Source organism: Streptomyces sp. NPDC048636 (assembly GCF_040650655.1).
Lineage (GTDB): Bacteria > Actinomycetota > Actinomycetes > Streptomycetales > Streptomycetaceae > Streptomyces.
Genome location: NZ_JBEZHR010000002.1, coordinates 258,389 through 281,351, shown reverse-complemented (window position 1 = coordinate 281,351; position 22,963 = coordinate 258,389). Strand labels below are relative to the sequence as shown.

Sequence of the window (22,963 nt, the reverse complement as noted above, 5' to 3'; positions counted from 1 at the left end):
AAGCGGGCCCGGCGCATCCTTCGCACCGGGCCCGCTGAGCACTCATTTCGCGTCACTTCCCAGTGACACCGCGCGTCACTTCTTCCCCTTGCTCTCTCCGCCGTCGGAGTCGGAGGACAGCACCGCGATGAACGCCTCCTGGGGCACCTCCACGCTGCCGACCATCTTCATCCGCTTCTTGCCCTCCTTCTGCTTCTCCAGCAGCTTCCGCTTACGGGAGATGTCACCGCCGTAGCACTTGGCGAGGACGTCCTTACGGATGGCGCGGACCGTCTCACGGGCGATGACCCGGGAGCCGATGGCGGCCTGGATGGGCACCTCGAAGTTCTGCCGCGGGATGAGCTCGCGCAGTTTGGCGACCAGCCGGACACCATAGGCGTACGCCTTGTCCTTATGGGTGATCGCGGAGAAGGCGTCGACCTTGTCGCCGTGCAGCAGGATGTCGACCTTGACCAGGTCGGAGGTCTGCTCGCCGGTGGGCTCGTAGTCCAGCGAGGCATAGCCGCGGGTCTTGGACTTGAGCTGGTCGAAGAAGTCGAAGACGACCTCGGCGAGGGGCAGGGTGTAGCGGATCTCGACGCGGTCCTCGGAGAGGTAGTCCATACCGAGCAGCACACCGCGGCGGTTCTGGCACAGCTCCATGATCGCGCCGATGAACTCGCTCGGGGCGAGGATGGTGCCCCGGACGACCGGCTCATGGACCGTGTCGATCTTGCCCACCGGGAACTCGCTGGGGTTGGTCACCGTGTGCTCGCTGCCGTCCTCCATGTCCACGCGGTAGACCACGTTGGGCGCGGTGGCGATCAGGTCGAGACCGAATTCGCGCTCCAGACGCTCACGGATGACCTCCAGGTGCAGCAGCCCCAGGAAGCCGACGCGGAAGCCGAAGCCGAGCGCGGCGGACGTCTCCGGTTCGTAGACCAGCGCGGCGTCGTTCAGCTGGAGCTTGTCCAGGGCCTCGCGCAGCTCGGGGTAGTCCGAACCGTCCAGCGGATACAGCCCGGAGAACACCATCGGCTTGGGGTCCTTGTAGCCGCCCAGCGGCTCCTCGGCGCCCTTGGTGAACTGGGTGATGGTGTCGCCGACCTTGGACTGGCGGACATCCTTCACACCGGTGATCAGATAGCCCACCTCACCGACGGAGAGCCCGTCGGAGGGGGTCATCTCGGGTGAGTTGGTGCCGATCTCCAGCAGCTCATGGGCGGCGCCGGTGGACATCATCTTGATCCGCTCACGCCTGTTGAGCGTGCCGTCCACGACCTTCACATAGGTCACCACGCCCCGGTACGGGTCATAGACCGAGTCGAAGATCATCGCGCGGGCGGCGGAGTCCTTGACGCCGACCGGGGCCGGAACCAGCTCCACGACCCGGTTCAGCAGATCCGCGACGCCCTCGCCGGTCTTCGCCGAGACCCTGAGCACATCGGAGGGGTCACAGCCGATGAGGTGGGCCAGCTCGGCGGCGTACTTCTCGGGCTGCGCGGCCGGGAGGTCGATCTTGTTGAGGACCGGGATGATCGTGAGGTCGTTCTCCATCGCCAGATAGAGGTTGGCGAGGGTCTGGGCCTCGATCCCCTGCGCCGCGTCGACCAGCAGGACGCAGCCCTCACAGGCCGCGAGCGACCGCGAGACCTCATAGGTGAAGTCCACATGGCCGGGGGTGTCGATCATGTTGAGGATATGGGTGGCCGCCTCGGACCGGCCCTCGCCCTCGGTGGGCGCCCAGGGCAGCCGGACCGCCTGGGACTTGATCGTGATGCCGCGCTCGCGCTCGATGTCCATGCGGTCGAGGTACTGCGCGCGCATCTGCCGCTGGTCGACCACACCGGTCAGCTGGAGCATGCGGTCGGCGAGCGTCGACTTGCCGTGGTCGATGTGCGCGATGATGCAGAAGTTACGGATGAGAGCCGGGTCGGTACGGCTCGGCTCCGGCACATTGGTAGGGATCGCGGGCACGCAGGGTCCTGTGTCTAGGCGGGACGCGGTGTCATCGGGGTGATGTCAGTCCGTCCATGGTCCCATGACTGGCGACTGCATCCGGGTGCGGGACGCCCGCGTCCGGGTTTGGGACGCCGTAGACCCTGCTGGTAACCTGGCCGACTGTGTCTCGTGCCGCCCCCGCGCGGTCGCGGGCACAGCACACGACCAGCGAAATCCAACGAACCTGCGAAGGCTCTTTACGTGGCGAACATCAAGTCCCAGATCAAGCGCAACAAGACGAACGAGAAGGCCCGGCTGCGCAACAAGGCGGTCAAGTCCGAGCTGAAGACGGCCATCCGCCGTACCCGTGAGGCCGTGGCCGCCGGTGACGCCGAGAAGGCCACCGCCGCCGCCCAGGCCGCCGGCCGCAAGCTGGACAAGGCCGTCAGCAAGGGCGTGCTCCACAAGAACAACGCCGCCAACAAGAAGTCGGCGCTCGCGCAGCAGGTCGCCAGCCTCAAGGGCTGACGTCCGGGGCTGATGCCTCAGGGACGTACACCGTCCCGTCCGGGACGCAACCCGTCCCACCCCGCCGGTCCGGGCCCAGCGGTCCCTCTCACCCGCTCCGACCGGCAGCCGACAGCTTGACTGCGGCACCGCGCCGCACACGGCCTGCGTTCGCCACGCGGGTGCGGCGCACTCGGATCGACCGGTCGCTTGATCGATGCCTTTCGGGCGTTGATCGACAGTGATCGAACCGAAATCCCCACGTCGTCCTTCCCCAGGACAGCGTGGGGATTTTGTCGTTTTCTCGGGTATGTTCACGTCATGTCGATACCGGGGGAGACACCCAATCCGTACGGGCAGCCTCAGCCGCCCCAGCAGCCTCAGCACAGCGCTTACGGTGTGCCTCAGCAGCCCCGGCCACCGGAGGCAAATCCCTACGCCCAGCCCACGATGGCCGCCATGCCCATGGCCGGGTACGGGCAGCAGGCCGCGCCCATGGGGATGCCGCTCGCGATGCCTCCGGGCGTCCCGGCGGGTGGCGGCGGCACCGGCGGCAAGGGCTGGCTGTGGGGGCTCGGCGGGGCCGTGCTCGCCTCGGCGGTCTGGGCCGGTGTCCTGCTGGCCACCGGGGGGTTCGGCGGCGGCGAGGAGGCGAAGGCCGATCTCGCCGGGTACAAGTACACGGACAACCTGTGCGACCCGACCGACACCGAAGCCTTCGAGAGCGCCGGGTACGAGGAGAAGGACGACACCAGCTCGAGCGCGTCCAACCCGACGCACAGCAGCTCCCAGAGCGAGGCACTGGACTCGATGACCTGCAACATCGACTTCCAGCCCGACTCCGCCTCCAGCAGCGACTACTCCTCGGTCTGGCTCTACACGACGGCGTCGCTGCACAAGAAGACCGACCCGGGGCCCGAGTTCGAGGCCACCTACCGGGCCTATGAGGACCAGAAGACCTCCACCTACCGGTACGAGGTCAAGGCGGTCGGCGGGCTCGGCGACGAGGCGTACGTGGTGACGCAGACCAACCGGTCCAGCACCAGAACCGGTGCGTATGTGATCCTCGCGGTCCGCGACGGCTGGACCACCTACCAGTCGACGTGGTCGGAGTATGTGTCCAGCTCCTCCAGCGCCACCGCGAAGACGAACGCCGAGGCCACCGAGATGCTCAAGAAGAGCGCCGAGGTGACGCTCGAGAAGATGAAGGGGTGAGCGATCCGGCGCCCCCGGGGGCTCTGGTTCTCGTGAAGGCTCTCGTGGGTGCTCTGGTTCCTGTGAGGGCTGCCGTGGCGGCCGGTTCCGCTAGGAGCGGCCCGAGCGAGCGGCGCGGGCAATGGCCACGACGGCCTTCTCCAGGGCGTACTCCGGATCGTCCCCGCCACCCTTGACCCCGGCGTCGGCCTCGGCGACCGCGCGCAGCGCGACCGCCACACCATCCGCCGACCAGCCGCGCATCTGCTGCCGCACCCGGTCGATCTTCCAGGGGGGCATCCCGAGCTCCCGGGCGAGATCGCCCGGGCGGGCGCCGCGCGGGGCCGAGGCCAGCTTGCCGATGGCGCGGACGCCCTGCGCCAGAGCGCTGGTGATCAGCACCGGGGCCACTCCGGTGGCAACGGCCCAGCGCAGCGCCTCCAGCGCCTCGGCCGCCCGCCCCTCGACGGCCCGGTCGGCGACGGTGAAGCTGGACGCCTCGGCGCGGCCCGTGTAGTAGCGGGCGACGACGGCCTCGTCGATGGTGCCCTCGACATCGGCGGCGAGCTGCGTCACCGCACTGGCCAGCTCGCGCAGATCACTGCCGATGGCATCGACCAGCGCCTGACACGCCTCGGGGGTGGCGGACCGCCCCGTGCCGCGGAACTCCGAGCGCACGAACGCCAGTCGGTCGGCGGGCTTGGTCATCTTGGGGCAGGCGACCTCGCGCGCCCCGGCCTTACGGGCGGCGTCGAGCAGCCCCTTGCCCTTGGCTCCGCCCGCGTGCAGCAGAACGAGGGTGATCTCCTCGGCGGGGGCGCCGAGATAGCCCTTCACATCCTTGATGGTGTCGGCCGAGAGATCCTGCGCGCTCCGCACCACGACCACCTTGCGCTCGGCGAAGAGCGAGGGGCTGGTGAGCTCGGCGAGGGTGCCGGGCTGGAGCGCGTCGGGGGCGAGGTCGCGCACATCGGTGTCGGCGTCGGCCGCGCGGGCGGCCGCCACGACCTGCTGCACGGCGCGGTCGAGCAGCAGCTCCTCCTGACCCACGGCAAGGGTCACGGGGGCGAGCGGATCGTCGGTCGTCGTCTTCCTGGCCATCGCGGTCCAGCATCCCACGGACCACCGACATCCCCGGCCGGGCGCCGGGCGCGACGTGGAGCCCGGGGGCCGCTATTCGGTCTCGAGCCAGCCCTCGTGCTCCGCGGCCAACGCGTCCAGCGCCGCCGGGTCCAGCTCCCCGGCCGGGTCCTCGACCACCACCAGCCACTGGGCGTCCTCGGCGTCGTCCTCGCCCGCCAGCGCGTCCCGGACCAACTGGGGCTCGTGGGCGAGGCGGAAGCGCTCGGGCAGCGCCTCGGCGACCTCCTCCGCGGCGTCGCGGTCGGGCAGCACCAGGATGTGCCGTGCGCCGTTCAGTCCTTCATCGATCACCGGGTCATTGTCCGGTATCGGCCGTGCGGCATACCGCCGGGCGGCCGGTGACCAGGACCGCCGGGCGGCCGGTGCCCCCTGCCGCCGGTCAGTCCGTGACCAGGGCCAGGGCGAAGCCGTCGTACCCCTTCTCACCGACCGTCTGCACCGCGGTGGCCGTCAGCCGCGGCTCCTCGGCCATCCGCTCGGTGAAGCGCCGGATGCCCTGGACCGTGGGATCGGTGCTGGCGGGGTCGGCCACCGCGCCGTCCCGCACCACGTTGTCGCCGATGATCAAGCTGCCGGGGCGGGTAAGCCGGAGCGCCCAGTCGAGATAGCCGGGGTTGTTCGGCTTGTCGGCGTCGATGAAGACCACGTCGAAGGGGTCCGCGCCCTCCTCGGCGAGGAGCGCGAGGGAGTCGAGCGCCGGTCCGGTGCGGATGTCGACGATCCCGGCCATCCCCGCCTGCGCCACATTGGCGCGGGCGACCTCGGCGCACCCCGGATCGGCCTCCAGGGAGATCAGCCGTCCGTCCGCGGGCAGGGCCGTGGCCAGCCAGATGGTGCTGTAGCCGCCGAGGGTGCCGATCTCCAGCACCCTGCGGGCGCCCCGGATCCTCGTCAGCAGATGCAGCAGCTTGCCCTGGTTGGGCGCCACCTGGTGCGGCGGCAGACCGGCCGCCGCGCTGAGGTCCAGCGCCGCGTCCAAGGCCGGGTCGGCGGGGTTGAGCAGGGTGTTGAAGTAGCTGTCGACCTCGGTCCACCGAGCCAGCGACACAGTGAGTTTCCTTTCGGAACGGACATGGTTTTCAAGAGGAACTTACTATGGACCGCCATGACAAGGAAGCGAGACCTCGACGACGTCTGCGGCATCGCCCGGGCCGCGGCCGTGCTCGGCGACTGGTGGAGCCTGCTCATCCTGCGCGAGGTCGCACGGGGGCACACCCGCTTCGACGAGCTGACCGGGGAACTGGCCATCTCCCGCAAGGTGCTGACCGAGCGGCTGAAGGAGCTGGTCGGTCATGGGGTGCTGGAGCGCCGCCCCTACCAGGAACGGCCGCTCCGGTACGCCTACGAACTGACCGAACGCGGCCGGGCGTTCCTGCCCGTGCTGATCGGCATGCAGGACTGGGCCGACCGCTGGCTGCCCGGCGACGGCGCCCTGACCGCCACCGCCGAGGACGGCAGCGCGGAGACGGCCCGGGTCCGGGAGCTGGTGGGCACCGCCGTACCGCCCGGCCTCGCGCTGCCCGGTTCCGACGGCGCCGCCCATGACGTCATCGCGGAACGGAGCGCGGCCACGGTGCTGTTCACCTATCCGGCGACCGGGGTTCCCTCCCCGCTCCCGGACGACTGGGCGGATATTCCGGGCGCGGCGGGCTGCACCCTGGAGAACCGGCTGTTCCGCGATGCCTGGGAGTCCTTCCGTGCGGTGGGCGCGGCGGTACGGGGTGTGAGTACCCAACGCCCCGATGAGCAGGCCGTCTTCGCCGCCGCCGAGAAGGTGCCGTTCCCCCTGCTGTCCGACGGCGAGCTGCGGTTCGCCGCGGCGCTGCGACTGCCCTCCTTCCGCGCCGCGCAGCAACTCCGTCTCAAGCGGCTGATCCTGGTCGTCTCGGGCGCGGACCGCACCGTCCGGCACGCCCTCTACCCGGTGACCGACATCCCGGCGGCCGTGGCCGAGGCCCTCGCCCTGGCCCGGGAGGTGGCCGACACGGCCACCCGGTGAGCCGTCGGCCCGCCGTCGTCCGCCCCGCGCCACGGTCCGGGCCGTCGCCGTGGGGCCCCGGCCCTACGCCGCACGCCCGACGCGCCGGGCACCACCGCGTGGATAGCGTGCGCCCAGGCAGACCGGACGAGAGGGGCACGGGCGGGCATGGGGAACGACGCGGCGGCGGTACGCGATCAACGACAGCGCAAGCGCGATCTGTTGGCACGGCTGGGGCGGGAGGCGGACATCTGGGTGGCGTCCGCCGACGGGCACGGCCTGCCTTGCCTGGTGCCGCTGTCCTTCCTGTGGGACGGCGAGGCGATCTGGCTCTCCACCCGCCGGGCCAACCCCACCGGCCGCAATTTGCTGGAGGTCGGCCGCGCCCGGCTCTCCCTCGCCGACACCCGTGATGTGGTGCTGATCGGGGGCACGGTGGAGGTGTTCGCCCTGGACGAGGCGCCGGTCGCCACCGCCGACGCCTTCGCGGCCAAGTCCCGGTGGGATCCCCGGCGGCCCCACAGCGGCTCTCCCTACGCCTATTTCCGGGTGGCACCCACCGAGGTGCAGGTCTGGTACGAGGAGGCCGAGCTACCGGCCCGCCATCTGATGCGGAACGGCGCGTGGGCCGTCTGAGCCGGGTGAACCACCCGAGCCGGGTGGACCGTCTGAGCACGGCGCGCAGCGCGGGGCCCGTCACGGCGATCGGCCCGTCGGTGTCCGTCCGCAGCACGACCGCTCCCCTGGCGCGCAGTGCCGCGACGGTGCGCGGCGACGGGTGTCCGTACGGATTGTCCGCACCGCAGGAGATCAGGGCCAGGCGCGGGCGGAGGCGGTCCGTCAGCCGGGGGTCCTGATAGGCCGAACCGTGATGCGCGACCTTGACCACATCGACCCGGGGCAGCTCGGGGTGAGCCGCCAGCAGGGCCCGCTGAGCGGGTGGTTCGAGGTCACCGAGCAGCAGCAGGGTCAGCCCCGCGGTACGGACGAGCAGGGTGACACTCGCGTCGTTCGCCCCCTCCACCGGGGGCACGGTGGGGGCGCCCGGGGGCGACGGCGGGGACGGTGGCGCGGGCCACAGCACCTCCCAGGACAGCGCGCCGACCCGGCGGCGCTCCCCCGGCCCCGCCACGACCACCGGAACGTGCGCCGCCCGTGCGCGACGGCGTACGAACTCGGCCTGGCCGGGCGGATCCTCCAGGGTCGTCGTCTCGATGGCGCCCACGGCGCGCCCGCGCAGCGCACCGGTCAGCCCGGCCACATGGTCGGCGTGGAAGTGGGTGAGCACCAGCAGCGGGATCCGGACCACGCCCAGAGAACGCAGACAGCCGTCCACCGCCTGTGGGTCGGGACCGGTGTCCACCACGACGGCCGTACCGGATCCGGCCGCCAGGACCAGTGCGTCACCCTGGCCGACATCGCAGACCACAAGACGCCAACCGGGCGGTGGCCAGCCGGTGATGACCCGGGCCAGCGGCGCCGGGCGGACCAGCACCAGCAGCAGGACCAGCGCGCTCACCGCACCCAGCCACCGGCGGTGTGGCAGCCGTCGCCCCACCAGGACGATGGCCAGGGTGGCCACGGCCAGCAGCAATCCGCCGGTCCAGCCGCCCGGCCAGTCCAGCTCGGCCCCGGGAAGGGCCGCGCCCCGCCGGGCCACCTCGGCGATCCACTCCGCCGGCCATCCGGCCGGCCAGGCGAGCCAGCCGGCGAGCGGCGGGGCGAACGGGGCCACGGCAAGGGTGGCGAACCCCAGGACGGTGGCCGGGCCGACCGCCGCTTCGGCCAGCAGATTGCAGGGAACCCCGACCAGGCTCACCCGCTCGGCGAGCACCACCACGACCGGAGCGCAGACCGCCTGGGCGGCCGCGGCCGCCGCCAGCACCTCCGCCCCTCGCGGCGGCACACCACGGCTGCGCAGCGCGGCGGACCACACCGGCGCGAGGGTGAGCAGCGCGCCGGTGGCCAGGACGGAGAGCGCGAAACCGTAACTCCGCGCCAGCCACGGGTCGTAGAGCACCAATGCCAGGACGGCGGCGGCCAGGGCCGGTAGCAGGGATCTGCGCCGCCCGGTGCCGAGGGCGAGCAGGGTGATCAGCCCGCACACCGCCGCACGCAGCACACTGGGCTCGGGACGGCATACGACGACGAAGCCGAGGGTGAGCGCGCCGCCGAGCACGGCCGTGGTCCTGAGCCGCATCCCGAGCGCGGCCGCCAGACCCCGCCGCTCGGCCCGTGCGGCCAGCCGCGGCGGACCGGTCAACAGGGCGAGCACAAGCGTCAGATTGCTGCCGGAGACCGCCATCAGATGCAGCAGGTCCGTGGCCCGGAACACCTCGTCGAGGTCGGGCGGCACCCGGGAGGTGTCCCCCACGACCAGCCCCGGCAGCAGCGCCCGCGCATCCGCGGAGAGCCCGTCCGTCGCTGTCCGCAGCCCCGCGCGCAGCCGTCCCGCCTGCCGCTGGAGGACGCTGGGGGCGCCGATGACCCTCGGCGGCCCATCGCCGTCGACCCGCATCACGGCGGCGACGCGGTCCCCGTCGCGCAGCGGTGGCGCCAGCCGGCCGTGCACCCGAAGCCGGGTCGAGGGCAGCAGTGCGAGCCAGCGCGCCCGCTCCCGCTCGGCGCCGGTCCTGACCGTCACCAGCACGGGAGCGCGGGTGGCGGTCGTGGTGCCATCGGGTCCGGTGACCCGGTCGGCCTCCGCCTCGATCACCACCGCCACGGGCACCGGCGCGGCACCCCGCACCCGGGGGCGAGTGAGCCGGGGGTCACCGGTGACCTCCACCTCCGCGGTGACCCCGGCGTACGTCCGGGCGAGGTCCGGCACCGGGCCGTGCCGCACCTCCGCCGCGTGCAGCGCGGCGACCGCCCCCGCCGCGGCACCGCACAACAGCGCCGCGGCCATCGCCCCCGCCGCCCGCCGATGCCACCCACCGCCGTGCGCCGGGCCGTTGACGGACCACCCGGCCCGTCCTCCGGAACCAGGACGGGAGACACCAGGTGGCCGCCCGGCCGCGGTGGAGGCGATACGGCGGGTCCCGAGCAGGAGCACGGCCGCCATGAGGCAGGCCAGCGCGCAGAACACGGCGACGGTCCGGCCCGGTGTGCCCAGGGCGATACCCGCGGCGGCCCAGGCCGTGAGCGCGGGCGGCACCAGCCGCAGATCCGGCGGACCCTCCTGACGGGGCTCGGACGCCCCGCGCGGTGAGGCGGCCGCGGCGTGCACCGGTGCGCGGGCCCGGGCGAGCTGCTCCGTCATGGGCGGACCAGCGGACGCAGATCGGCGAACCGGCGCTCACCGATGCCGGTCACCTCGCGGAGTTCATCGACGCTGCGGAAACCGCCGTGCTGGGTGCGGTAGTCGAGGATGTGCCGCGCCAGCACCGGACCGACACCCGGCAGGGTGTCGAGTTGCTCGGGTGTCGCGGAGTTGAGGCTGACCGGTGCCCCGGGCACACCCGGTCCCCCGGCCGGGCCCGGAGCGCCGGTGCCGGGGCCCGCTCCACCGCCCGCTCCCGTGGCCGCGGCGGCGGGTGGCGCACCAGGGGCCTGGCCCGCCGGGACGCCCGGGGCGCCGACCACGATCTGCTCACCGTCGACCAGCGGACGGGCGCGGTTCAGCCCGCTGGTGTCCGCGCCGGGCCGCGCCCCGCCCGCCGCCTCCAGAGCGTCGTCCACCCGCGCGCCGGACGGCAGCGTACGCAGCCCCGGCCGCCGGACCTTGCCCGTCACATCGACCACGACCGAGCGGCCGGCGCTCGGGCCGGGCCGCCCGCCGGGGGTGGGTACGGGCCCGGCGGGCGCCGCGCGCGGCGGCTCGGGCTCCGGCGCCCGCACGGTCTGCGGACGGCCGGTCCAGAAGTGGTACACCGCGAAGGCCACCGCCACGAGCAGGGCGGCCGTCAGCGCGGCCAGGGTTCTGAGCCGCATACCGCAGCGCACCTGGAGCCAGGTCGGCAGCCGCTCGCGCAGCGCCAGCCGGATCCGCTCACGCCGTCGTAACGCCCCGCCGCCATCGGTGTCGGCCCCGGCCTCACCGGCACCATCACCGGCACGCGTACCGGCACCGGCACCGGCACCGGCACCATCGGACTGGGGCTCGCTTTCGGCGGTGTCGGCCCAGCGGGGTGCCGGACGGGCTCGAGCCCCCTCTTCCGGACCGTCCCGGCTGCCGAGGGCAACAGCCCCACAGCCGCTCGTCTGCCCGGTATCGGTCTGCCGGGACTCAGGAGGCCCCGAGTCCCTCACGGCCGACCGGGGCCCGGGCAACAGCGCCGCGGCACGAGCCGAAGACGAGGCCGGGCGCGAGGGTGGGGACAACGGCGACGACAGGCCCGCCCGGGTGCCGGAAGGACGGCCTGCCCCACCCCCGCGATGACGCCCGCGCTCCGCACCGATGATTACTGTCTGTGACTGTGACCTCATGCCTCCCGACGGTAGGCACCTCCGGTCGATCCCGCCGGGACGCCCCAAATCCGGGGGAAAACCGAGCAGTTGTGGATATCTCGGCCACCCCGGCGGGTGACCCCCTCAGCCCGCCCTACCGCGGCGAAACGATCGCGCCCAACAGCCCCGGCCCGGTGTGGGCACCGATCACCGCACCCACCTCGCCCACGTACAGCTCCACCAGCCCCGGCACCCGCTCCCGCAGCCGCTCCGCGAGCGTCGCCGCCCGCTCCTCCGCCGCCAGGTGCTGCACCGCGATGTCCACCGGGCTCTGCCCGGCCCGCTCCACCACCAGCTCCTCCAGCCGGGCGATGGCCTTCGAGGCGGTGCGCACCTTCTCCCGGAGTTCGATCCGCCCCTCGTCGAGCTGGAGCAGCGGTTTGACCGCCAGCGCGGAGCCGAGCAGTGCCTGCGCCGTGCCGATGCGGCCGCCGCGCCGCAGATAGTCGAGGGTGTCCACGTAGAAGTAGGCGGCTGTGCCGTCGGCCCGCTTCTGGGCCGCCGCCACGGCGTCGTCCAGCGTGCCCCCGCCCTCCGCCGCCTCGGCCGCCGCCAGCGCGCAGAAGCCCAGCGCCATCGCGACCATGCCGCTGTCCACAACCCGTACCGGCACCGGCGCGTCCTGGGCGGCGAGCACCGCCGCGTCGTAGGTGCCGGAGATCTCGGCGGACAGATGGAGGGAGACGATGCCCGTCGCCCCCTCCGCCGCGGCGGCGCGGTAGGCCGCCGCGAACATCTCGGGGCTGGGCCGGGACGTCGTCACCGGCCTGCGCTTCTGAAGGGCCTGCGCGAGGGCACGCGCCGAGATCTCGGTGCCCTCCTCCAGGGCCCGGTCTCCGAGCACCACGGTCAGCGGGACGGCGGTGATGCGGTGCCGCTCCATCGCCTCCTGCGGCAGGTACGCCGTTGAATCGGTCACGATCGCGACATGGCGGGACATGACAGGGAGGTTATCGGGGGACGCGTCGGGCCGACAGCGCGACCCCGCCGGACGATCACTGACCGTACCGGTCAGCCCCGTATCCGGCTCCGGCGGGCCCCCACCGGGCCGCGCCGCGTCCGTCCCGTGGCGCGTCAGGCCGTGTTCTCCGGACGGGCGGGTTTCCGCCATGGCTTCTGCCAGGAGTAGCCCTCCGTCCGGGGCGTCGTACCGATCGACGGCGGCTCCGGGTCCCGCGCCCGCCCGGAAGCGCCCTCAGGGGCTCCCTGCGCCCCGGCCGGGCCTCGCGCGCCCGCCGACGCCGAATCCGACGCGGAACCCGCCTCCGCCTCCGACTCCGACGTCCAGTGCCGCAGCGCACCCGCCTCCATGTCGATCGCGCGCCCCAGCTCGTCCAGATCGTCCCGGGCGAACCGCTGGGCCCGGTCCCGCGCCGCCCAGCGCAGCGAGTCCGCGGAGTGGGTGATCCGCTGGGTGCGGTCCCGCAGCTCGGGCAGCAGGGCGGTGACCCTGGCCCTGTCGGGGTCCCGCTCGAGCCGCTTCAGATCCTCCTCCAGCTCCCGGCCGTGCTCGGTGAGCCGCCGGAACAGCCCCAACGACTCCGACAGGGAGCGGTCTTGCTCCGCCGAGGCGTTCAGCGCCTGCTCGGTGGCGTGCATCGAGGAGCGCAGGGACAGCCGCAGCTCGGCCAGCTCACCGGCGGTGCCCGGCTGGGCGAACTGGCGGGCCCGCAGCCGGGTGTCCTCCACGGTGCGCCGGGCCTGGTGCACCGTGCGGTCGATGCCCCGCTTGGCCGACTTGACCGCCCGCGCGGTCGCGTAGACGCTCACTCCGGCGCAGACGAGGAACAGCACCAACAGGATCCAGACGGCTTCCATGCGCGCTCCTTCTGGCGTGGGTCACGGCGGCGGCACGCGTCAACGGCACCCGTTCCTCCACCCTAAACGGACCGGGCGGGCCGGGGGTTCCTTCAGGAACCCCCGGCCCGCCCGTAAGGGGAAGCCGTCACGCGGAGAAGCCGTCACCCCGCGACGACGGCGATCACGCCGGAACGATCACGCCGGGACGATATTGACCAGCTTCGGCGCCCGCACGATCACCTTCCGGATATCCGCGCCGTCCAGCGCCGCCATCACCGCCGGGTCACCCAGGGCCAGCTTCTCCAGCTCGCCCTCCGTGACCGACGGGGCTACCTCCAGCCGGGCTTTGACCTTGCCCTTGATCTGCACCACGCACGTCACCGTCTCGTCCACCACGTACGCCGGGTCCGCGACCGGGAACGGCTCGTGGACAATCGACGTCGTGTGGCCCAGCTTGCGCCACAGCTCCTCGGCGATATGCGGGGCCAGCGGGGCGATCAGCAGCACCAGGCCCTCGGCCACCTGCCGCGGCACCTCGCGCACCTTGGTGACGTGGTTGTTCAGCTCGGTGATCTTGGCGATGGCGGTGTTGAAGCGCAGACCCACCATGTCCTGCCGTACCCCGTCGATCGCCTTGTGCAGGGCGCGCAGCGTGGCCTCGTCGGGCTCGGCGTCGACGACCACGGTCTCGCCGGTGTCCTCGTCCACGACATTGCGCCACAGCCGCTGCAACAGCCGGTACTGACCGACGACCGCGCGGGTGTCCCAGGGGCGTGAGACGTCCAGCGGACCCATGGCCATCTCGTACAGCCGCAGCGTATCGGCCCCGTACTCGGCGCAGATCTCGTCCGGCGTGACGGCGTTCTTCAGGGACTTGCCCATCTTGCCCAGCAGCCGGGTGACCTTCTCGCCCTGGTACCAGTAGGCGCCGTCGCGCTCCTCGACCTCGGCGGCGGGCACGGCGATGCCCCGGCTGTCCCGGTAGACATACGCCTGGATCATGCCCTGGTTGTACAGCTTGTGGAACGGCTCGGCCGAGGAGACATGGCCCAGGTCGAACAGCACCTTGGACCAGAAGCGCGCGTACAGCAGATGCAGTACGGCGTGCTCGGCGCCGCCGACATACAGGTCGACACCGCCGGTGGGCCGCTCCTCGCGCGGGCCCATCCAGTAGCCCTCGATATCCGGGTCGACCAGCCGGTCGCCGTTGCGCGGGTCCAGGTAGCGCAGCTCGTACCAGCACGATCCGGCCCAGTTGGGCATGGTGTTGGTCTCGCGGCGGTACGGGCGGGGGCCGCGGCCGTCGCCCAGGTCCAGCACCACGTTGACCCAGTCCTGGTTCCGGGACAGCGGGGTCTCCGGGGAGGTGTCGGCGTCCTCGGGGTCGAAGGTGCGCGGCGAGTAGTCCTCGACCTCGGGCAGCTCCAGGGGCAGCATCGACTCGGGCAGCGCGTGGGCGATGCCGCCCTCGTCGTAGACGATCGGGAAGGGCTCGCCCCAGTAGCGCTGACGGCTGAAGAGCCAGTCGCGCAGCCGGAAGTTGACGGTGCCCTCGCCGATCCCGCGGGTCTCCAGCCACTCGGTGATACGGGCCTTGGCCCCGACGACGCCCAGCCCGTCCAGGGAGACGGACTCCCCCGTCGAGTTGACGATCTTCGCGTCATACGAGGCGAAGGCGTCGTCCCAGGTGGACGGGTCGGTGCCACGGTCGTCCGACGGCTCGACCACACAGCGCATGGGCAGCTCGAAGGCGCGGGCGAAGGCGAAGTCACGCGTGTCATGCGCCGGAACGGCCATGATCGCGCCGGTGCCGTAACCCATCAGCACATAGTCCGCGATGAAGACCGGTACCGGCTGGCCGCTGACCGGGTTGACCGCGAAGGCGCCGGTGAAGACGCCGGTCTTGTCCTTGGCCTCGGCCTGCCGCTCCACATCGGACTTGGCCGCGGCCTGCTTGCGGTACGCGGCGACGGCCTCGGCCGGGGTGGTGTGCCCGCCGGTCCACACCTGGTGGGTGCCCTCGGGCCAGGCGGCCGGAACGATCTCGTCCACCAGGCCGTGCTCGGGGGCCAGCACCATATAGGTGGCGCCGAACAGGGTGTCCTGCCGGGTGGTGAAGACGGTGATCTTCGCGTCGGGGCGGTCGGCCACCGGGAAGTCCACCCGGGCGCCCTCGCTGCGCCCGATCCAGTTGCGCTGCTGGAGCTTGATGGCCTCGGGCCAGTCCAGCCCGTCCAGGTCCGACAGCAGCCGGTCGGCGTAGGCGGTGATGCGCATGTTCCACTGGCGCAGCTTGGCCTTGAAGACGGGGAAGTTGCCGCGCTCGGAGCGGCCCTCCGCGGTGACCTCCTCGTTGGCCAGCACGGTGCCCAGCCCGGGGCACCAGTTGACGGGCGCGTCGGAGGCGTACGCCAGGCGGTGGCCGCCCAGTACGTCGGCGCGCTCGGCCTCGGTCAGCTCGGCCCAGGGGCGGCCGTCGGGCGTCGGGCGCTCACCGGCGGCGAACCGCTCGACCAGGGTGGCGATCGGGCGGGCCTTCCTCGCCTCCGGGTCGTACCAGGAGTTGAAGATCTGGAGGAAGATCCACTGGGTCCACTTGTAGTAGTCCGGGTCGATCGTCGCGAAGGACCGGCGCGCGTCGTGCCCCAGGCCCAGCTGGCGCAGCTGGCGCCGCATGTTCTCGATATTGGCCTCGGTGCTCACCCGGGGGTGGGTGCCGGTCTGCACCGCGTACTGCTCGGCGGGCAGTCCGAAGGCGTCGAAGCCCAGGGTGTGCAGGACGTTGTGGCCCGTCATGCGGTGGTAGCGGGCGTAGACATCGGTGGCGATGTAGCCCAGCGGATGGCCGACGTGCAGACCCGCGCCCGAGGGGTACGGGAACATGTCCATGACGAACTTCTTGGGGCGGGCGACCGCCTCGGCGTCACCGGCCAGATCACCGCTCGGGTTGGGCGCGTCATACGTGCCGTTCGCGTCCCAGAAGTCCTGCCAGCGGGCTTCGATGTCAGCGGCCAGTGCGGCCGTATAGCGGTGCGGCGCGGCCACCTCGGCCGCGGCAGTGGTCTCGCTCATGATCCTCAAAGCTCCATCGGTCGTCTCTGCCTGCGGTAGGGAACGACTCCCTCTTGCCTCCGAAACAAAAAGACCCCTCGCACAGGAGGGGACGCCGCGCCGATGCCGACCGGAGCTGTTCTCGGTCGGTTCTCGATCAGCGCGGCCCGCTAAGCAGAAGGCGTACGGCACGCATGGGGTCAGGTTACCGCAGGGCGCCAAGGGCCCGCATCGAGGGAACCGCGGCAGCCAGCCGCGGCGGGCGGCCGCGGAAGACAAAGCAGCGGGCAGCCGCGACACTCAAAAGAGCCGGGAAGACAAAAGAAACGGACTGTCCATAGCGGACAATCCGTCTCCGGTCACTGTGGAGCTAAGGAGAATTGAACTCCTGACCTCCTGCATGCCATGCAGGCGCTCTACCAACTGAGCTATAGCCCCAGGTCTTGCTCCGCCCGGTTCCCCTCGGCGGCATCGCCTACATTACACGGACGCCCCGGCCTTCCGCCAAATCGATTACCGCGGGGCCGGAGCGGGGCCGCGGCGGCGCCGGAGCCGGGCCGGAACAGGGCCCGGGGCGGCCCCGGGTCACGCCGTGGCGAACGAGTAGAAACGCTTCAGCGTGCAGTGCTCGTCGAGGAGCCGACCGTAGATCGGCTCCCCTTCCAGCTCCCGGTAGGTCTCGATGGGATCGCCCTTGATGATCAGCGCCCGTGCGCACTCCGCGCACCAGTACTGGTAGTCGGAGTTGAGCGGCTCCATGTCACGGACGATCGGTGTGCCGCTGCCGCACCAGTCACATTTCCGGCTGTGTGCTCCCATGTCACTCAGCTCCAGATGTGGCCGCAGGCCGTACACACGTAGGAAACACCGCCGTTGTCGCCGAGGACCTGAGCCACTTTGCCGGAGCCGCAGGACGGACACGCGATGCCCGACCGATCCTCGTCGGAAAGGTCCTCGATCGCATCGAGGATGCTCGTCGGCATCCCACCTGCCCTCCCCATCGGACTGTCGGCCCCTACCCCTCCGGCCGTCCGATTCTGCCATGGGACGACGGCCAGGTCAGCGGAGATGCCTCAGCCGCCTCACGAGACTCAGCAGCGTTCCGCATGCCGCCGCCGCGGCCAGTGCGACGCAGGTCACCCACAGGGCGTCCGCCGAGGCGCGCGCTCCGGGGGCCCCGCCCTCCGCCGCGTTCAGGAACACGGTGCCGAAGACCGCGACACCGCTGAGCAGACCGAGTTGAGCCGCCGTCACCAGGACGCCGCTGGCGTCCGCCGCGTCCTGCTGCCGTACGGTCGCCAACGTCCGTGTCAGGACGGGGCCGTAGGCGAGCGAGAGCCCGGCTCCCACGCCCGCCAGGGCGACGTAGAGCCACGGCCCGCCGTCGCCGCCGTTCCGCAGCCCCAGACCGATCCCGAGGAACGACACGGCCGCCAGCGCGAATCCGGCCGGCACCACGGCGGGCTGCCGGCGCACCGGCAGCCGCTGCCAGTTGAGCCCCAGCACACCGAACGCCACCGCGCAGGGCACGAAGGTCAGTCCGGCCCGCATCGCGCTGTAGCCCAGCCCACCCTGCATATGCAGGGTGGTGGCGAAGAGGAAGCCGCCGTTCGCCGCCATCGCCAGCACGATACGGATCACCGCGACCGCCATCCCGGGCGCCCGCACCACCCGCGGGGAGATCAGCGGCCTGCCGCCGCGCCGGGCAAGCCGTGTCTCGTAGACCGCGAACAGCGCCGTGAGGACCGCGCTCAGCCCCAGCATGACCCAGCCCCACAGCGGCCAGTCCCGCTCCTGTCCGAGCACCATCGGCACCGTGAACAGCAGGACGGCCGAGGCCAGCAGCAGCAGACCGGGCAGATCGAGACCGCCGCGGAGCCCGGTGGCCGGTCCGGATGACTGCTCGGCGGAGCCCATCAGCCGGGGGCCGAGGACGAGCAGCACAAGACCGATCGGCACGTTCACCAGGAAGACCGGACGCCAGCCGGTGCCCATCAGGTCGGCCTCGACCAGCACCCCGCCCACCACCAGCCCGGCGGCGGCTCCCGAGGCGAGCACCGCGGAGTACGCGCCGAGCGCCCGTGCCCGCGAACTGCCCGTGTACGTCCGCTGGATGAGGGTGAGCACCTGCGGCAGCATCATGGCCGACGCCGCGCCCTGGATGAACCGGAAGGCGATCAGCTGCCCGGTGCCGGTGGCCAGACCGCAGGCCAGCGAGGCGGCGGTGAACCCGACGAGCCCGGACAGGAACATCCGCCGGTGGCCGAGCAGAGCGCCCAGACGCGCCCCGGTGATCAGCAGTACGGCGTAGGCGATGGTGTAACCGGCGATGACGAGCTGGAGTCCGCCGCCGGAGGCGTGCAGATCGGCGCGCATGGTCGGGGCCGCGACATTGACGATGAGGACGTCGAGCACGGCCATCAGCTGGCCGGTGAGGACGATCGCGAGCAGCCAGCCGGGGCGCGGGGGCCGCCGGGCGGGCGCCGCGGCGGCCGGGATGTCAGTGGTCCGGTCTTTACTGGGTGTGGAGTCCTCTGCGGGGAGAGGGGTGGTCGGAGTGGTGTAGGTCATGAGCCGAGCGTGCGGGCGCGTGGGTACCGGTAACGAGAGCCCGCCGATGCTGGTAGTGGCAGCACCTGGCAGCCTCCGGCCGCCGCCTGGAGCATGGGGGACAACGGGGGCAACGGGGGACATGGGGGATCGACGATGGCCGTGAACACCGCACACGTGAACACCGCACAACAGACCGCACAAGAGACCGCCTCGCACACCGCGCGGCACCGGCAGACCACCCAGCGGCGGCGGCCCGAGCTGGCCGCTTTCCTGCGCAGCCGCCGCGCCCGGGTGACCCCGGCGGACGTGGGGATGGCGCCCGGGCTGCGCCGCCGCACCCCGGGGCTGCGCCGGGAGGAGGTGGCCCAGCTCTCCGGCGTCGGCGTCACCTGGTACACCTGGCTGGAGCAGGGCCGTCCGATCAACGCGAGTGTGCAGGTGCTGGACGCGGTCGCGCGCACCCTGCGGCTCGACGACGCCGAGCGCGGGCATCTGTACGACCTGGCCGAGGTGCCGTACGTCCCGGACCGGATGCGGGACGCGGGCACGGTCGGCCCCGAGGTGCAGGCCATCCTCGACGCCCTCGATCCGCTTCCGGCCGTCGTCTACAACGCCCGGTACGACATCCTGGCGAACAACGCCGGGTACCGGCACCTGTTTCCGTCGATGCTGCTGAGCTCCCCCTCCGAGCGGAACGTGCTGTGGCAGCTCTTCGTGACCCAGCGCTGCTGTGTCTCGCTGCACAACCTGGACCAGGAGCTGCCGGTCATCGTGGCGACGCTGCGCGGCGCGTACGGACGGCATGTGGGCGAGCCCGCCTGGGAGGCGTTCCTCACCCGGCTGCTGGCCGCCAGCGACCACTTCGCACGGCTCTGGCGCACCGGGGACGTCGCCCCGCCCGGTTCGCGGATCAAGGTGGTGCAGCACGCCTCGGTCGGCGCGATACGGCTGATCTCGACGTCGATGCAGATCAATGGGGCGACGGAGACCCGGGTGGTGGTCTACACACCGGACGACGAGGAGAGCCGGGGCTTCCTGGAGCGGCTGCGGGGCATCCACGATCCGCTGATCGGCTGCTCCGACCATGTGCGGCCGCTCTCCGCGGTGCGGGCCGAGCGGGCTCAGCACGCCGAACGCCCTTGACGGGCCGGGAAAGCAGCGATCCCGCCACCCTCAGGGAGGGGGACGGGATCGGTGCGGTGCTGTGGAGCTAAGGAGAATTGAACTCCTGACCTCCTGCATGCCATGCAGGCGCTCTACCAACTGAGCTATAGCCCCGCTGCTCTTCGCGCCGAAGCGCTGGGAACGAGAAGGAGCATAGCCGGTGACCAGCCGGAAAAGGAAATCCGCTCAGTCGTCGTCGCCGAGCACCGGCTCGGGCAGCGATCCGGCGTTGTGCTCCAGCAGCCGCCAGCCGCGCAGCCCCTCGCCCAGCACCGACCAGCAGCAGTTGGACAGACCGCCCAGCGCCTCCCAGGTCCGGGGTTCCAGACCGAGCAGCCGGCCGATGGTGGTACGGATGGTGCCGCCGTGGCTGACCACTACGAGCGTGCCGCCGTCGGGCAGCTTCTCGACGTTCTCCGTCACGACCGGGGCGGCCCGGTCGGCGACCTCGGACTCCAGTTCGCCACCACCGCGGCGGATGGGCTCACCGCGCTTCCAGGCGGTGTACTCCTCGCCGAACCGCGCCATGATCTCGTCGTGGGTGAGCCCCTGCCACTGACCGGCGTAGGTCTCCCGGAGCGCCGCGTCATGGGAGACCGGAAGCCCGGTGACGGCCGCCAGCTCGGCGGCGGTGGCCGCGGCCCGCTTGAGGTCGGAGGCGACGACCGCGTCCGGCTTCAGCGCGGCCAGCAGCCGGGCCGCGCGGCGCGCCTGCGCGAGCCCGGTCTCGGTGAGCTCGATGTCCAGGGAGCCCTGGAAGCGCCGCTCGACGTTCCAGGCCGTCTGGCCGTGCCGCCACAGGACGACACGGCGGCCCCGGCCTCCGGTGGTGCCGTTCAGCTGACCTCACCACCAGCGCCGCCGTCGGCCTGCGCCTGCGCGTACTCGTTCGCCTTGCCCCGGGTGGCGACGGCGTCGGCCGGGAGCTCCAGCTGCGGGCAGTCCTTCCACAGCCGCTCCAGGGCGTAGAAGACCCGCTCCTCGCTGTGCTGGACGTGCACGACGACGTCCACGTAGTCCAGGAGCACCCAGCGGGCCTCGCGGTCGCCCTCGCGACGCACCGGCTTGGCGCCGAGCTCCTTGTTCAGCCGCTCCTCGATCTCGTCGACGATCGCCTTCACCTGGCGGTCGTTGGGCGCCGAGGCGAGCAGGAAGGCATCGGTGATCGAGAGCACGTCGCTGACGTCGTACGCGATGATGTCGTGCGCGAGCTTGTCGGCGGCCGCCTGGGCGGCGGCGTTGATGAGCTCGATGGAGCGGTCCGTGGCGGTCACAGGCAGGCTTTCGGTCGTCGTAGTACCTCGAAGGTCTGGCACCCCAAGGGTCTCACGCCCCGCGACCGCCCCGCCGGGCCAGGACCCGGTGGCCGCCCGGCCATGGCACGGCGGCCGCCCGGAGGCGGCCGCCGCGGCGATCCGAGGGAGCGGTCCGGCCGCTCAGCCCTTGCCCGTGTAGTCCCGGCCGAGGACGACCGTGATGTCCGCGTTGGCCGCGCCCTTGCCCTTGCGCACCGCGCTCGCGGGCAGGCCGAGCGTCTTGGCGACCTCCTTGGCCTGCGCCGCCTGGGCGGCGTCGGCGTAGGTGACCCGCGAGAGCTGCTGCGGGGTGCCGCCGCCCTCGGTCGCGGAGACGACCGTGAAACCGCCGTTGACCAGGGTGACCCGGGCCGACCCCGCCGCGTCCGCGGCGCCGCCCGCGTTGGTCACGCTGACCCGGGGGGCGTCGCCCTCGGTGTTCTTGACCGTGCCGCCGAGGATGTCCTTGACCACGCGGTCGGTGGACCGGGCGCTGAGCGTCCCGTCCTGTCGCACCGGCAGCATCGCGGTGTTGTAGTCGCCGCTCTTGGCCTGTCCGGCCAGTCTGGCCAGCGAGGCGCCGAGCTGCCGCTCCGACAGCGACGGATCGGGGATCTGGGCCAGCGACTCCACGGTGCTGGTCGCGCCCTTCTCGTCGCTGGAGACTTTCCTCAGCGCCGCGTGCATCACCTGTCCGAACCGGGCCAGCTGCTTGGTCTGGGGCTCGCCCGGCGCGCGGTACGTGGCGTACGCCACGGCCGCCTGGCCGCCCAGCGGCTGCTCCCGGCCCTTCTTCACCAGCGGGGCGGCGCCCTTCTGCCGGTCCGGCACGGTCGCGTCGGTGGTCACGGTGATCCCGCCGACCAGCTCGACCAGGCTGTCCAGATACGGGGTGTCCAGCCGCCAGGTGCCCTGGATCCGCGAACCCAGCAGGGTGCTCAGCGACTCCCGGGTGGAGTCCGAGCCCTGATCGATGACCGATTTGCCGAGCGTGGTGGAGCCGCCCTCCTCGGTGGAGACGGACAGCGCGTTCGGCAGCAGGACGGTGGTGCCCTCCTTGGTGGTCTCGTTGTCCACCAGCAGGGCGGTGGAGCTGCGACCGCCCTTGGTCTCGCGCAGATGGACCACGATCACCTCGCGCTTCTGCGGACCGCCCACCGCCTCGTCGGTCTTCCCGCCGGACAGCCCCGGCAGCTTGCCGACGGCCCAGAGGTAGCCGACCCCGCCCGTGACCGCCAGTACCAGCACCACGATCAGCGCGACCATCCGGTTACGGCCCTTGCGCTTGCGCTCGTCGCGCCGCTCGGTACGGGTCTCGGCGAACTTCAGCCAGTCGATGACGTCGTCGGACTCCTCGTCCTCCTCCTCGATGAAGGCGAACTGTTCGGTGCGGTAGTCCTCGTCTGGCTCCCCCGCCTTCGCCGCTCCCGGTCCGCGGGCGGGCTCCGGCCCGGTGGCGGGCTCGGGCGGCGGCTCCCGCAGCGCCTCGGGGCTCAGCTCCTCGTAGGGGCTCGGCTCACGCTGCGGCGGGACGGTCGGCGCGTGGTCGTAGCCCTGCTGCCGGGTGTCGTAGGGATACTGCCGCTGCGCCGCGTAGGGGTCGTACGGCTGGGCCTGCGGCTGCTGGGGCTGCTGTTGCGCGTAGGGGTCGTAGCCGTAGCCGCCCTGCCCCTGCTGCCCGTACGGGTCGTAACCCTGCTGCGGGTCATAGCCCTGCTGGGGGTCGTAACTCCGCTGCTGGTCATAGCCCTGCTGCGGGTCGTAGCTCTGCTGGGGGTCGTAGGTCTGCTGCCCCGCCTGCGGCTGGTAGACCGGACGCCCATAGGCGTCGTAGCCGTAGATCCGCGGCTCCTGGGCGTACGGATCCTGCGCGTACGGGTCGTACGGGTCCTGTCCGTCATTCACCGGG

The 22,963-nt window shown here is 72.1% G+C and carries 19 protein-coding genes, 2 tRNA genes and 1 pseudogene; 5 read left to right on the top strand and 17 right to left on the bottom strand.

The window, feature by feature from the left end:
* Nucleotides 1-75 precede the first annotated feature (75 nt).
* Nucleotides 76-1,956, bottom strand: coding sequence for a translation elongation factor 4 (lepA, locus tag AB0C66_RS07090; protein WP_362433911.1), 1,881 nt, complete (start codon nt 1,954-1,956; stop codon nt 76-78).
* Between the two features lie 225 nt (nt 1,957-2,181).
* On the opposite strand from lepA, the gene rpsT reads away from it, so the two are divergent.
* Complete coding sequence (rpsT, locus tag AB0C66_RS07085; protein WP_362433909.1) at nt 2,182-2,448, top strand: 30S ribosomal protein S20; 267 nt, start codon at nt 2,182-2,184, stop codon at nt 2,446-2,448.
* A gap of 438 nt (nt 2,449-2,886) precedes the next feature.
* Nucleotides 2,887-3,642 carry a hypothetical protein gene (locus tag AB0C66_RS07080; RefSeq protein ID WP_362433907.1) on the top strand — a complete coding sequence of 252 codons (756 nt, stop codon included), beginning with the start codon at nt 2,887-2,889 and terminating at the stop codon, nt 3,640-3,642.
* 90 nt (nt 3,643-3,732) lie between these two features.
* On the opposite strand, the gene holA is transcribed toward AB0C66_RS07080, so the two are convergent.
* The 3 genes from holA to AB0C66_RS07065 form a co-directional block, all read right to left on the bottom strand.
* Nucleotides 3,733-4,722 carry a DNA polymerase III subunit delta gene (holA, locus tag AB0C66_RS07075; RefSeq protein WP_362433905.1) on the bottom strand — a complete coding sequence of 330 codons (990 nt, stop codon included), beginning with the start codon at nt 4,720-4,722 and terminating at the stop codon, nt 3,733-3,735.
* 72 nt (nt 4,723-4,794) lie between these two features.
* Nucleotides 4,795-5,040, bottom strand: a complete 246-nt coding sequence (locus AB0C66_RS07070) for a hypothetical protein (protein WP_362435538.1) — start codon at nt 5,038-5,040, stop codon at nt 4,795-4,797.
* A 103-nt stretch (nt 5,041-5,143) separates the two neighbouring features.
* Nucleotides 5,144-5,812, bottom strand: coding sequence for an O-methyltransferase (locus AB0C66_RS07065; RefSeq protein ID WP_362433903.1), 669 nt, complete (start codon nt 5,810-5,812; stop codon nt 5,144-5,146).
* A gap of 57 nt (nt 5,813-5,869) precedes the next feature.
* Here AB0C66_RS07065 and AB0C66_RS07060 point away from each other — a divergent pair, with 57 nt between their 5' ends.
* Together AB0C66_RS07060 and AB0C66_RS07055 are read left to right on the top strand one after the other, a co-directional pair.
* Nucleotides 5,870-6,763 carry a winged helix-turn-helix transcriptional regulator gene (locus AB0C66_RS07060; RefSeq protein WP_362433901.1) on the top strand — a complete coding sequence of 298 codons (894 nt, stop codon included), beginning with the start codon at nt 5,870-5,872 and terminating at the stop codon, nt 6,761-6,763.
* A 147-nt stretch (nt 6,764-6,910) separates the two neighbouring features.
* A complete protein-coding gene (locus tag AB0C66_RS07055; protein WP_362435535.1) occupies nt 6,911-7,378 on the top strand; it encodes a pyridoxamine 5'-phosphate oxidase family protein in 468 nt (155 codons plus the stop codon).
* A 55-nt stretch (nt 7,379-7,433) separates the two neighbouring features.
* Here AB0C66_RS07055 and AB0C66_RS07050 read toward each other — a convergent pair.
* The 9 genes and pseudogenes from AB0C66_RS07050 to AB0C66_RS07010 all read right to left on the bottom strand — a co-directional run.
* Nucleotides 7,434-10,004 (bottom strand): annotated as a pseudogene (locus AB0C66_RS07050) (ComEC/Rec2 family competence protein); the annotation flags it as partial.
* A complete protein-coding gene (locus tag AB0C66_RS07045) occupies nt 10,001-10,993 on the bottom strand; it encodes a ComEA family DNA-binding protein (RefSeq protein WP_362433899.1) in 993 nt (330 codons plus the stop codon). The pseudogene AB0C66_RS07050 and the gene AB0C66_RS07045, both read right to left, overlap by 4 nt.
* A gap of 292 nt (nt 10,994-11,285) precedes the next feature.
* Nucleotides 11,286-12,131 (bottom strand): DegV family protein, encoded by an 846-nt coding sequence (locus AB0C66_RS07040; protein ID WP_362433897.1) that lies wholly within the window; start codon nt 12,129-12,131, stop codon nt 11,286-11,288.
* Between the two features lie 134 nt (nt 12,132-12,265).
* Nucleotides 12,266-13,009 (bottom strand): hypothetical protein, encoded by a 744-nt coding sequence (locus AB0C66_RS07035; RefSeq protein WP_362433895.1) that lies wholly within the window; start codon nt 13,007-13,009, stop codon nt 12,266-12,268.
* Between the two features lie 177 nt (nt 13,010-13,186).
* The gene (gene leuS, locus AB0C66_RS07030) at nt 13,187-16,063 is read right to left on the bottom strand and encodes a leucine--tRNA ligase (RefSeq protein ID WP_362433891.1); all 2,877 of its coding nucleotides are present in this window, start codon (nt 16,061-16,063) and stop codon (nt 13,187-13,189) included.
* A gap of 344 nt (nt 16,064-16,407) precedes the next feature.
* Nucleotides 16,408-16,480: transfer RNA gene (locus AB0C66_RS07025), tRNA-Ala, on the bottom strand.
* A 147-nt stretch (nt 16,481-16,627) separates the two neighbouring features.
* On the bottom strand, nt 16,628-16,861 hold the full coding sequence (locus AB0C66_RS07020; RefSeq protein WP_176183008.1) for a hypothetical protein: 234 nt from the start codon (nt 16,859-16,861) through the stop codon (nt 16,628-16,630).
* A gap of 5 nt (nt 16,862-16,866) precedes the next feature.
* Nucleotides 16,867-17,025: a hypothetical protein gene (locus AB0C66_RS07015; protein WP_362433886.1), complete on the bottom strand. Its 159-nt coding sequence runs from the start codon at nt 17,023-17,025 to the stop codon at nt 16,867-16,869.
* A 76-nt stretch (nt 17,026-17,101) separates the two neighbouring features.
* Nucleotides 17,102-18,613 carry an MFS transporter gene (locus tag AB0C66_RS07010; protein ID WP_362433883.1) on the bottom strand — a complete coding sequence of 504 codons (1,512 nt, stop codon included), beginning with the start codon at nt 18,611-18,613 and terminating at the stop codon, nt 17,102-17,104.
* 240 nt (nt 18,614-18,853) lie between these two features.
* Here AB0C66_RS07010 and AB0C66_RS07005 point away from each other — a divergent pair, with 240 nt between their 5' ends.
* Nucleotides 18,854-19,738, top strand: coding sequence for a helix-turn-helix transcriptional regulator (locus AB0C66_RS07005; protein WP_362435532.1), 885 nt, complete (start codon nt 18,854-18,856; stop codon nt 19,736-19,738).
* Nucleotides 19,739-19,800: 62 nt separating this feature from the next.
* On the opposite strand, the gene AB0C66_RS07000 is transcribed toward AB0C66_RS07005, so the two are convergent.
* The 4 genes from AB0C66_RS07000 to AB0C66_RS06985 form a co-directional block, all read right to left on the bottom strand.
* Nucleotides 19,801-19,873, bottom strand: a tRNA-Ala gene (locus AB0C66_RS07000).
* 72 nt (nt 19,874-19,945) lie between these two features.
* Entirely contained in the window at nt 19,946-20,599 is a 654-nt protein-coding gene (locus AB0C66_RS06995) for a histidine phosphatase family protein (protein ID WP_362435529.1), read from the bottom strand.
* The gene (rsfS, locus tag AB0C66_RS06990) at nt 20,596-21,033 is read right to left on the bottom strand and encodes a ribosome silencing factor (RefSeq protein ID WP_362433881.1); all 438 of its coding nucleotides are present in this window, start codon (nt 21,031-21,033) and stop codon (nt 20,596-20,598) included. The genes AB0C66_RS06995 and rsfS overlap by 4 nt, the downstream gene beginning before the upstream one ends.
* A 162-nt stretch (nt 21,034-21,195) precedes the next feature.
* Nucleotides 21,196-22,959, bottom strand: coding sequence for a LytR C-terminal domain-containing protein (locus AB0C66_RS06985; RefSeq protein ID WP_362433878.1), 1,764 nt, complete (start codon nt 22,957-22,959; stop codon nt 21,196-21,198).
* Nucleotides 22,960-22,963 lie beyond the last annotated feature (4 nt).

What these genes read in the sequence shown, in the direction of transcription:
- AB0C66_RS07080 (WP_362433907.1), top strand. Translation starts at nt 2,887, where the DNA reads ATGCCCATGGCCGGGTACGGGCAGCAGGCCGCGCCCATGGGGATGCCG.
- holA (WP_362433905.1), bottom strand. Translation starts at nt 4,722, where the DNA reads ATGGCCAGGAAGACGACGACCGACGATCCGCTCGCCCCCGTGACCCTT.
- AB0C66_RS07060 (WP_362433901.1), top strand. Translation starts at nt 5,870, where the DNA reads ATGACAAGGAAGCGAGACCTCGACGACGTCTGCGGCATCGCCCGGGCC.
- AB0C66_RS07055 (WP_362435535.1), top strand. Translation starts at nt 6,911, where the DNA reads ATGGGGAACGACGCGGCGGCGGTACGCGATCAACGACAGCGCAAGCGC.
- AB0C66_RS07040 (WP_362433897.1), bottom strand. Translation starts at nt 12,131, where the DNA reads ATGTCCCGCCATGTCGCGATCGTGACCGATTCAACGGCGTACCTGCCG.
- AB0C66_RS07035 (WP_362433895.1), bottom strand. Translation starts at nt 13,009, where the DNA reads ATGGAAGCCGTCTGGATCCTGTTGGTGCTGTTCCTCGTCTGCGCCGGA.
- leuS (WP_362433891.1), bottom strand. Translation starts at nt 16,063, where the DNA reads ATGAGCGAGACCACTGCCGCGGCCGAGGTGGCCGCGCCGCACCGCTAT.
- AB0C66_RS07020 (WP_176183008.1), bottom strand. Translation starts at nt 16,861, where the DNA reads ATGGGAGCACACAGCCGGAAATGTGACTGGTGCGGCAGCGGCACACCG.
- AB0C66_RS07015 (WP_362433886.1), bottom strand. Translation starts at nt 17,025, where the DNA reads ATGCCGACGAGCATCCTCGATGCGATCGAGGACCTTTCCGACGAGGAT.
- AB0C66_RS07010 (WP_362433883.1), bottom strand. Translation starts at nt 18,613, where the DNA reads ATGACCTACACCACTCCGACCACCCCTCTCCCCGCAGAGGACTCCACA.